Origin of the sequence: Mycolicibacter senuensis (assembly GCF_003284925.1) — a bacterium.
GTDB classification, from domain to species: domain Bacteria; phylum Actinomycetota; class Actinomycetes; order Mycobacteriales; family Mycobacteriaceae; genus Mycobacterium; species Mycobacterium algericum_A.
The window spans coordinates 1-7,256 of sequence record NZ_QMEX01000158.1 but is presented as its reverse complement, the minus strand read 5'-3'; the positions used below and the strand labels follow the sequence as shown (position 1 = coordinate 7,256).

Annotated in this window: 12 protein-coding genes and 1 tRNA gene; 8 read left to right on the top strand and 5 right to left on the bottom strand. The window is 68.3% G+C overall.

What is annotated here, in order from left to right; all coding sequences use genetic code 11:
• From DQP56_RS21080 to DQP56_RS21070, 4 genes are all read left to right on the top strand, one after another.
• On the top strand, window positions 1-1,231 hold a 1,231-nt coding region (locus DQP56_RS21080; RefSeq protein ID WP_205868942.1), incomplete at its 5' end, for a sensor histidine kinase.
• A gap of 162 nt (window positions 1,232-1,393) precedes the next feature.
• Window positions 1,394-1,558, top strand: a complete 165-nt coding sequence (locus DQP56_RS24855; RefSeq protein ID WP_165825099.1) for a hypothetical protein — start codon at window positions 1,394-1,396, stop codon at window positions 1,556-1,558.
• A gap of 5 nt (window positions 1,559-1,563) precedes the next feature.
• Entirely contained in the window at window positions 1,564-1,707 is a 144-nt protein-coding gene (locus DQP56_RS24850; protein WP_165825098.1) for a hypothetical protein, read from the top strand.
• 60 nt (window positions 1,708-1,767) lie between these two features.
• Window positions 1,768-2,409: a histidine phosphatase family protein gene (locus DQP56_RS21070; protein WP_112688766.1), complete on the top strand. Its 642-nt coding sequence runs from the start codon at window positions 1,768-1,770 to the stop codon at window positions 2,407-2,409.
• Window positions 2,410-2,416: 7 nt separating this feature from the next.
• Here the strand turns inward: DQP56_RS21070 and DQP56_RS21065 are convergent, their stop codons facing one another.
• Window positions 2,417-2,746, bottom strand: coding sequence for a LapA family protein (locus DQP56_RS21065; protein WP_112688768.1), 330 nt, complete (start codon window positions 2,744-2,746; stop codon window positions 2,417-2,419).
• A 106-nt stretch (window positions 2,747-2,852) separates the two neighbouring features.
• Here DQP56_RS21065 and DQP56_RS21060 point away from each other — a divergent pair, with 106 nt between their 5' ends.
• Complete coding sequence (locus tag DQP56_RS21060; protein WP_112688764.1) at window positions 2,853-3,443, top strand: putative glycolipid-binding domain-containing protein; 591 nt, start codon at window positions 2,853-2,855, stop codon at window positions 3,441-3,443.
• Here the strand turns inward: DQP56_RS21060 and DQP56_RS21055 are convergent.
• Complete coding sequence (locus tag DQP56_RS21055) at window positions 3,409-4,350, bottom strand: prephenate dehydrogenase (protein ID WP_234825760.1); 942 nt, start codon at window positions 4,348-4,350, stop codon at window positions 3,409-3,411. The two genes, DQP56_RS21060 and DQP56_RS21055, sit on opposite strands and share 35 nt — an antisense overlap.
• Before the next feature lie 84 nt (window positions 4,351-4,434).
• Between DQP56_RS21055 and DQP56_RS21050 the strand changes: the two genes are divergently transcribed.
• The 3 genes from DQP56_RS21050 to DQP56_RS21040 all read left to right on the top strand — a co-directional run bounded on the left by DQP56_RS21050 (window position 4,435) and on the right by DQP56_RS21040 (window position 5,540).
• Window positions 4,435-4,956: a tRNA adenosine deaminase-associated protein gene (locus DQP56_RS21050; protein WP_041319077.1), complete on the top strand. Its 522-nt coding sequence runs from the start codon at window positions 4,435-4,437 to the stop codon at window positions 4,954-4,956.
• The gene (locus DQP56_RS21045) at window positions 4,953-5,420 is read left to right on the top strand and encodes a nucleoside deaminase (protein WP_112688760.1); all 468 of its coding nucleotides are present in this window, start codon (window positions 4,953-4,955) and stop codon (window positions 5,418-5,420) included. Before DQP56_RS21050 ends, DQP56_RS21045 begins: the two co-directional genes overlap by 4 nt.
• A gap of 29 nt (window positions 5,421-5,449) precedes the next feature.
• Window positions 5,450-5,540, top strand: a tRNA-Ser gene (locus DQP56_RS21040).
• A gap of 164 nt (window positions 5,541-5,704) precedes the next feature.
• Here DQP56_RS21040 and DQP56_RS24490 read toward each other — a convergent pair.
• The 3 genes from DQP56_RS24490 to DQP56_RS21025 form a co-directional block, all read right to left on the bottom strand.
• Window positions 5,705-6,259 (bottom strand): hypothetical protein, encoded by a 555-nt coding sequence (locus DQP56_RS24490; RefSeq protein WP_133258991.1) that lies wholly within the window; start codon window positions 6,257-6,259, stop codon window positions 5,705-5,707.
• Window positions 6,256-6,747 (bottom strand): nucleoside deaminase, encoded by a 492-nt coding sequence (locus tag DQP56_RS21030; protein ID WP_112688756.1) that lies wholly within the window; start codon window positions 6,745-6,747, stop codon window positions 6,256-6,258. Before DQP56_RS21030 ends, DQP56_RS24490 begins: the two co-directional genes overlap by 4 nt.
• A 90-nt stretch (window positions 6,748-6,837) precedes the next feature.
• Entirely contained in the window at window positions 6,838-7,116 is a 279-nt protein-coding gene (locus DQP56_RS21025) for a DUF4333 domain-containing protein (protein WP_234825759.1), read from the bottom strand.
• Between the last annotated feature and the right edge of the window lie 140 nt (window positions 7,117-7,256).

The following is a 7,256-nucleotide window of genomic DNA, read 5'->3' as shown; positions in this document are numbered from 1 at the left end:
CGGCCAGCCGGTCGGCATGGTCGGCGCGGTGGTGGACTCGGCAGACGGTGAGGACCGGATCACCGACGCCGGCTGTCTGAGCACCTCCGGTTTGCGTGAGGAGCTGAGTGCTTTGGCGACAACGCAGTTGGCCGGTATCGTCGCCGAGCCCGCGCCGGTCACCCGGCGGCTCGACGGTGTCGGCCGCTACCGGTTGGTGGCGACGAACGCCCGCCACGGCGGGGAGACGATCATCATCGGGCTGCCGCTGGCCGCCGTGGACGCCACCATGGTGCGGGTGCTGCTGATCTTCGGGTTGGTCACCCTGGTCGCGGTGGCCGCCGCGGCCACGGCCGGCAGTGTCGTCACCCGGCTGGCGCTGGCCCCGCTGCGCCGCGTCGCGCAGACCGCCGGCGAAGTCGCCGACCTGCCGTTGGACCGCGGGGAGGCGACGCTGCCGGTGCGGGTCGCCGAGTCCGACACCAACCCGCGCACCGAGGTCGGCCAACTGGGCGCCGCGGTCAACCGGATGCTCGACCACATCGCCGCCGCGTTGGCGAACCGGCAGGCCAGCGAGACCAGGGTGCGCCAGTTCGTCGCGGACGCCAGCCATGAGCTGCGCACCCCGCTGACCGCGATCCGCGGTTACACCGAGTTGGCGCAACGGATCCCGGCGGCCGACGGCGTCGACTCCGAATCGTTGGCGCACGCCCTGAGCCGGGTACAGTCCGAGACCCAGCGGATGACCCAGCTGGTCGAGGATCTGCTGCTGCTGGCCCGGCTCGATTCCGGGCGGCCGCTCGAGCATGAGCCGGTGGACCTGTCGCGGCTGGCGGTCGACGCGGTCAGCGACGCTCACGTCGGCGGCCCGGATCACCAGTGGGAACTCGACCTGCCCGAGGAGCCGGTGACCGTGCCCGGCGATCCGGCCCGGCTTCATCAGGTGCTGACCAACCTGCTCGCCAACGCCCGGGTGCACACCGGCGCCGGAACCGTGGTGACCACCCGACTCGGTGTCGACGGCGCCGAGGCGGTGCTCAGCGTGACCGACGACGGTCCGGGCATTCCGGCGGAATTTCAGCCGGAGATCTTCGAACGGTTCGCCCGGGGTGACACCTCCCGGTCCCGCAAGGGCGGCAGCACCGGGCTCGGGCTGGCGATCGCCTCGGCGGTGGTCCGCGCGCACCGTGGGACCATCGCGGTGACCAGCAGACCCGGCCACACCGAGTTCACCGTCCGCCTCCCGCTGTAGTCAGTGCGCCCCCTCCACCCCCTCCACTCCCTCCACCCCCTCCACCCCCTCCACCCCCCGCGAGCGTGCGTGTTTGCCCGGCAACACGCCGCGGTTTGACGTACAACTGCGCACCCTCGCCCCGCGGGTTTGCCCCCGCCGCCCGCCGGGTAGGCGACGCAGATGAATCCCGAGCTGCCCCCCGAACCGGGGACGCCGAAAGAGCCGCCGCCTCGGCGGGTGCCCGAGGACCCGCCCGAACGGCTGGTCCCCGCGGACCCGCCCGAACGGCTGGCCCCCGAAGAGACACCGGAGCGGCTGGTGCCCGAAGACCCACCGGAGGAGTGAGACCCGTGCGTGCGGAAGAAGGCGACGAATCCATTCAGGATTACGCCCAGGAGGCGCAGCAGACGCAGGACAGGGTGGCTCCTCGCTCTTGGCCGACCCGGCTGCTCGACGCGCTGGGCGCGCTGAACCCGTTCAAGCGGCGCAGCTAGACACCGCTAGCGCCCTCGCGACGCCGCCGCCTCGTGACCGGCGCCACCTAGGATGGCAGCGTGCAATTGCTGCTTATCCGTCACGCGCTCCCGCTGCGCAGCGAATACGGCCAGGGGTCGGACCCCGAGCTGTCCGAGATCGGACTCGAGCAGGCGCTGCGCCTGCCCGATGCGCTGCAGCGCTACCCGATCACCAGGCTGGTCAGCAGCCCGCAGCGCAGGGCCGTGCAGACCGCTGAACCGCTGGCCCGTCGGCGCGCCATGGCCATCGACATCGATGAGCGGTTCGCCGAGTACGACCGGGACATGGCCGGCTATCTGCCCATCGAGCAGTTGCGCACCGAGCGCCCGCAGGACTGGGCCCGGATGTCGCAGGGTCACCTACCCGGCGACGTCGACGAGAGCGCGTTCTGTGCCCGGGTGGCCGCCGCTGTCACCGACGTGGTGGCCGCCGCCGACGCCGACGACACCGTGGCGGTGTTCAGCCACGGCGGCGTGATCAACGTGGTGCTGCACCAGATCCTGGGCACCGCGCGGCTGCTGTCGTTCCCGATCGACTACGTGTCGGTGACCCGGCTGTTGTATTCGCGGTCCGGGCAGGCCGCGGTGGCATCCACCAACGGCACCGAACATGTTTGGGACCTGCTGCCACGCAACCAATCCCGGCTGCCCGGCAACGACGCCGCCGAAGCAACGGGTTAGTTGCCGGCTACCGCCGGGCGGCGAGCGACTTCTTGGCGGCGCGCCGCAACTGGAAGATGCGTGCCGTGCCGGCCAGCGCGGTGACCAGTCCGCCGCAGACGGCCGCCAGCAGGATCGCCACCCCCAGCGGCAGACTCCACTGCCACGCCAGGAATCGCAGGTCGACCGGATCGGTGTTCTGGGTGACGAACACCAACAGCACGATCAGCACCAGGAAACCGGCGATCAGGGCGCTCCACAGTGCCCCGGCGCGGGTGAACGGCATCGCAGCACCTGGCGGAGGTGCACCGGGTTCACCCGGAGATGGGTCGACTGGCACGGTGTGGTCGCTGCTCATGGTTTCCATCTTGCCGGTTCTGAAACGGTTATGACCGTGTTCTGGGCAGTTTCCGAATAGGGGGTGTGAGGCTGCGGATCGCCGACCGGTCGCTTACGGTAGTCCGGTGAGCGCAGCCCCGTCCGGCTCGTGGCCGGCGATCCTGACCTGGCGGGCGCCCGACGCCCCGCGTATGGAATCGGTGCGGGTGCAGCTGTCCGGTAACCGCATCAAGGCCAACGGCCGGATCGTGGCGGGTGCCACCGACGCCCACCCGGCGTTCAGCGCCTACTACGACCTGGCGACCGACGAGTCCGGAGCCACCAAACGGCTGGGAGTCACCGTCACAGTGGCCGAACGTGACCGCCAGCTGGTGATCGCGCGCGATGAAGAGAACATGTGGCTGATCACCGACTCCCGCGGGCAGTCACGCGCCGCCTACGACGGGGCGTTGGACATCGACGTGGTGTTCAGCCCGTTCTTCAACACCTTGCCGATCCGGCGGGCCCGGCTGCACGAGCGGGCGGCCGCCGTGGCGCTCCCGACGGTCTATCTGTGGCTTCCGGAGATGTCGGTGATCGCGGCCGAGGCCAGCTACCGCAGCACCGAGGCCGGTATCACGATCCTGACCCCGGGCACCGACCGCGACGGCACCACCATCACCGTCGACGAGGACGGGTTCGTCATCGACTATCCAGGGTTGGCAGCGCGGATCTGATCACCCCGCCGGCCCGGCCCGCCGCGGCCAGCTCCCGGCGCCAGTCATTCGCCCCGACCACGACGGTGACGATCTCGTGGCGCGGGAAGTTGTCGTAGCGGGTCCGGGCGGCATGGCCATGATTGACCAGCTCGGCCACCGAGTCCGCGGCGGACAGCGAATCCCGCGCGTCACCCAGCAGTTCGATGATCCGGTCCAGCGCCGGCAGCAGGTGCAGCCAGTTCGCCTCACACATCGCCCGCACCAGCTCCGGGGCCGTCCCGGCGACCCGGGTGCCGTCCCGGAACGATCCCGCCGCCAGCGCGAACGCCAGCGGCACGTCGGCGGCGGTGACCGCCAGCGCCTCGGCCAGCAGGTGCGGCAGGTGTGAGATCGCTGCCGCCGCCGCGTCGTGCTCTTCGGAGCGGGCCGGCACCGCGATCGAGCCGCAGTCCAGGATCAGATCGAGCACCGTCGAGAACACCGCCGGGTCGACGTGGTCATCGACACTGATCACCCACGGCGCACCCTCGAACAACCCGGCGTGCCCGGCCGGCCAGCCCGAGTGGGCGGTGCCGGCCATCGGGTGTCCGCCGACGAAGCGGTGCTGCAGCCCGGCGGCGGTGACGGCGTCGAGCACCGACGCCTTGACGCTGGTGACGTCGGTCAGCGGGCACTCGGGGGCGAGCCGACGGATGTGGTCGAGCAACGCCGGCAGTGCGGGCACCGGGACGGCGAGCACGATCAGCGCGCCGGATTCCGCCGCCCGGGTCAGCGCCGTCTCCAGCTCGGTGGTGGCGTCGAAGCCGTCGGCGATCGCGGCGTTCATCCCATCGGCCGACCGGTTGTAACCGAACGCCTCCCGGCCGGCGGCCGCGGCGGCGCGCAGCACCGACCCGCCGATCAGGCCCAGCCCCAATACACACACCGGTGTTTTCACTGCCCTTGCCACCACCTCTCCAGGTTGGCACACGCTGGTCAAGGGCGTGAACGGCGACTACCGTTGGCGGCCATGGGAGCACAGGGCGCGTCCACACAGGGCCGGCCGGCGGACACGCTGGACGGCTTCGGTGTCGCTGTTGTGCGCGAAGACGGCAAGTGGCGTTGCACGTCGATGCGTGCGGTGGCGTTGACCAGCCTCACCAAGGCGGAGACGGAGCTGCGTGAACTACGCAGCGCCGGAGCGGTTTTCGGACTTCTCAACGTCGACGACGAATTCTTCGTGATCATCCGGCCCGGCCCGGCGGGCACCCGGTTGCTGCTGTCGGATGCCACGGCCGCACTCGACTATGACATCGCCGACGAGGTGCTCGAGGAGCTCGACGCCGACATCGACGCCGACGACCTGGAGGATGCCGACCCGTTCGAAGAGGGCGATCTGGGCCTGCTGTCCGACATCGGGCTGCCCGCCGCGGTGCTCGGCGTCATCCTCGACGAATCCGATCTGGCCGTCGATGAGCAACTGCACCGGATCGCCAGCGAGATGGGCTTCGACGAGCAGCTCACCGCGGCGCTGCCGCGACGCGGTCGGTGACCGGCCCGGCCGCAGATGAGGACCTGATCCGCGCGGCATTGGCGGCTGCCGGACAGGCCGGTCCCCGCGACGTCCCGGTGGGCGCGGTGGTGGTCGGTCCCGACGGCACCGTGCTGGCCCGGGCGGCCAACGCCCGCGAAGCCCTCGGGGACCCGACCGCCCACGCCGAACTGCTGGCGATCCGGGAGGCCGCCGCGGTGCTGGGCGACGGCTGGCGGCTGACCGGCGCCACGCTGGCCGTCACCCTGGAGCCGTGCACCATGTGCGCGGGAGCGCTGGTGGCCGCCCGGGTGGCGCGGCTGGTGTTCGGGGCCTTCGAACCCAAGACCGGGGCGGTCGGCTCACTGTGGGACGTAGTGCGCGACCGCCGCCTCAACCACCGCCCGGAAGTGCGCGGCGGCGTGCTGGCGGCCGAGTGCGCCGCACCACTGGAGGCGTTCTTCGCCCGGCAGCGATTGGGCTGACGGGACCGTCGTTCGGTAGGCTGTCCCGCGGTGGCGTGTCCGAGCGGCCTAAGGAGCACGCCTCGAAAGCGTGTGAGGGGTAACCCCCCTCCGAGGGTTCAAATCCCTCCGCCACCGCCAAACCAACCCGGCCGCCCAACCCGCGAGAGTGCGTGTTTGTGCGCGACTCGCCGGGGTCGGGCGTACAAGTGCGCACCCTCGGGTACGCGTCGCTGCGACGTCGACAGTTTTAATTGGTGGAATGCCGGCGTCTCAGAAGAACTTTGAAATGGGTGTGGGGGATTTCAATCGTCGTGTGATCCGGCGTCGAGGTTGCCCAACACCTCGTCCGAGAACAGCGTTTGGCACCAACCCGTACACAGTCCTCTCATTTCGACGAGTGTCCCTACCGTATGCACAGTGGATGCGCATATCAGGACCGTGACGGCGACAACTGACGACCACCACGCCTTCTGATACAGCGCGGTACGTTTATCCCGCAATTTGTTCAGCGAATCTTGGTCATCGCCCAATTGAGCCCATTTAAGCCGGACGATTCGCAGGGCAAGAACGCATGATGCCAGTATGATCAGGAACGCCAGGTCCAGGATGAAGTGCATGAAATTCAGTGGAATATTGTTCAGCCACACCGACAATGCTGTTAACACCAGAGCATTGAACATTAAAAGTGCCGATGCCTTGGAGTCGAGGATTGAGAGCAGGTCGTATGCGTTACGGATGTGTGTTTGTGAAATCTCAAATAATCCGGATGCCTTGGTTCCCACCGGGGATGGAGTAGCGGTCTCGCGCTCAGGAAGAGGTGGCGCGACTGGCGAATCCTCGTCGGCGCCGTCGGTCACGACTGGACCCCTATGTCTTCGTTCCAGACGTCTGGATGCGTGGCTATAAATTCACGCATCAGTTCAATACATTCGACGTCGTCGAGTATATCTACCTCGACGCCATTCGCGCGTAGCAGGTCAATTTCTCCGGGGAATGTTCTGGATTCTCCGACCACTACTCTCGGTATCTTGTACAGCAACAGGGCGCCGGTGCACATGATGCATGGTGCAAGTGTCGTGTACATGGTCAAACTCTGGTAATCGCGACGCCGTCCTGCGTTACGTAGGCATGATATCTCACCGTGAGCGGTGGGATCACCTGTCTGAACGCGAAGATTGTGCCCGCGACCGACGATTGCGCCCGCTGGATTTACCAGAACGGCCCCAATCGGGATACCGGAATCGGCGAACGAATCTCGCGCCTCTTTGATCGCAGCTGAAAGTAGGGGAGCATGGTTGGCGTGGTGGGACACGTAGCGATGGTAGTTCGGATGAATGGCTGACATGGACAACTTGTGCGCTCGTCGCTCGAATAAACTGCCGAATGTCCGATCGAGCCCCGGAGGCTCGGTAGTCACCGCGCTCCGGGTCAGCCCTCACCGCGGCCGATCGACCTCGTAGGTCCCCGCGTCGTCGGCGAACTCCGCCAGCACCTGGCGCTGGACGCCGTCGACTATGACCGTGCAGGTGAAACTGCCGCCCTTGCGCACCCTGGGGTTGACGCCGTTGTTGCAGCGGACGTCGGTCACGTCGTCGCGCCCGTAGCCGTTGACCGGATCGGTGAGCACCCGCCAGACTCCGTCTTGGGCGTGGCCGACATCGAGTTCGACCGGCCCGGAGTCGGCGACACCGCGCAGCACCAATGTCACCAGCATGGCCAGCACGAGTGTTCCGGTGACGGCCGCCGCGGTCAACAGCATCCGATTTGACGGCTGTTGCGGCCCAGCCTTTTCCGCCGAAGACCGCGCCGAAGACCGCGCCGAAGACCGCGGCGAAGACCGCGGCGAATACGGCG